This window comes from Moorena sp. SIO3I6 (genome assembly GCF_010672095.1).
On record NZ_JAAHHU010001346.1, the window covers coordinates 1 to 1,403 of the forward strand.

The window sequence follows — 1,403 nt, forward strand, 5'->3', positions numbered from 1 at the left end:
TCCATAAAGGCTCCACTATCCTAAGGTTTCGTCTCTAGGATGAATTTCCCTCTCAAATATTTAAGGTAATCGACCAGTCTTGCCTAGGGATTCTAGGTACTCAGACAAGTTTAAACCTGCCTTGATCGCCATTTGTTTCAAACCTTCCCATGCCGCATCTGTTGTTCTAACTGTATGCGCTTTCTTCGCCTCTCCATGTATTGGTGGTCTCCCAGTTCTTTTTCCCATAATGTTGACATCTGTATTTCGATAAGCTATAATTAATGTAGCATAAACAGAAAGGTCGAATAAATGCAGCTAGGGTACTCCTATAAACTCAAGCCAAACCGACAACAAGAAGCCACGATGAAAAAATGGCTTGACATGTTGCGATCAGAAGACAACTACCTATTAAGAGATAGAAATGACTCTTATGATCAGGTAAAAGCTCCAAGGTTGGGTAATTACTGCGATCTGAGAAGTGGTGGAGAGGTGTGCCCGCTGACTTGTTCTGTAAGCAGAAATCATTCCGTGGGTTACCCCTGGAAAAACAGCAAAAAAAATCCAAGGAGGAGTGCGTATGAGGCTCACAGTTCAAATCTTCCAATTCTCAAGAAGGAGAGACCTTGGTACAAAATAATCCATTCAACTGTTCTGCAACAAACCCTAAGGCAGTTAGATGTCGCATTCTCTAAGTTTTTTAAGGGAGAGACTGGATATCCAAAGCCTAAAAGAAGGTCACGATTCAGAAGCTTCAAGTATGCTCCTGGTCAAGTAAAACTAGATGGGAACAAAATATATCTTCCGGGTATTGGTTGGATGGGCTTTTACAACTCTCGCCCTATTCCTGAAGGATTCACTCTAAAATCTGTGACTGTTCGTAGGAAAGCTCGGGGATGGTTTGTCAGTCTTCAGATCGAAGACAAGTCAGTTCCGGCAATCCTTACAAAAGACAAGTATGAGATTGATCCTTTAAAAGTTAAAGGTGGTGATCTAGGTATCAAGAAATTAATCAGTATATCTAATGGGAAGACAATAGCGAATCCAGCCAAACAAAAATCTTTTAGGCGTAGAGAAAGGCGACTAAAACTCAGACAAAAAGCGGCTAGCCGAAAAAGGAAAGGATCTAAAAATAGAGGAAAGTCTTACTCTAAGGTAGCTTCACTTCATGAGCGGATTACAAACAAACGTACTGCGTATCAATGGAATGTTGCCAATCAATTAGTTAATGGAACAGATGCCCTAGTTTTCGAGGATATGAACATCAAGGCAATGAAGTCTCGGTGTAAACCCAAACCCAACGAAAATGGCGGATATGACCGTAACGGACAATCCACTAAAAGAGGTTTAAATCGCTCAATATCTAATGCAGCCTGGGGAGAACTAGTCAAAAAGGTAGAGGTCGTGGCTGCGTGTGGCTTGTA

General features: G+C 41.5%; 2 protein-coding genes. One reads left to right on the top strand and one right to left on the bottom strand.

All coding sequences use genetic code 11. The features are described 5' to 3' along the window. Nucleotides 1-60: 60 nt before the first annotated feature. Nucleotides 61-228: a hypothetical protein gene (locus F6K49_RS49195; RefSeq protein ID WP_198954039.1), complete on the bottom strand. Its 168-nt coding sequence runs from the start codon at nt 226-228 to the stop codon at nt 61-63. Nucleotides 229-345: 117 nt separating this feature from the next. Between F6K49_RS49195 and F6K49_RS49200 the strand changes: the two genes are divergently transcribed. After that, on the top strand, nt 346-1,403 hold a 1,058-nt coding region (locus F6K49_RS49200; protein ID WP_293110029.1), incomplete at its 3' end, for a transposase.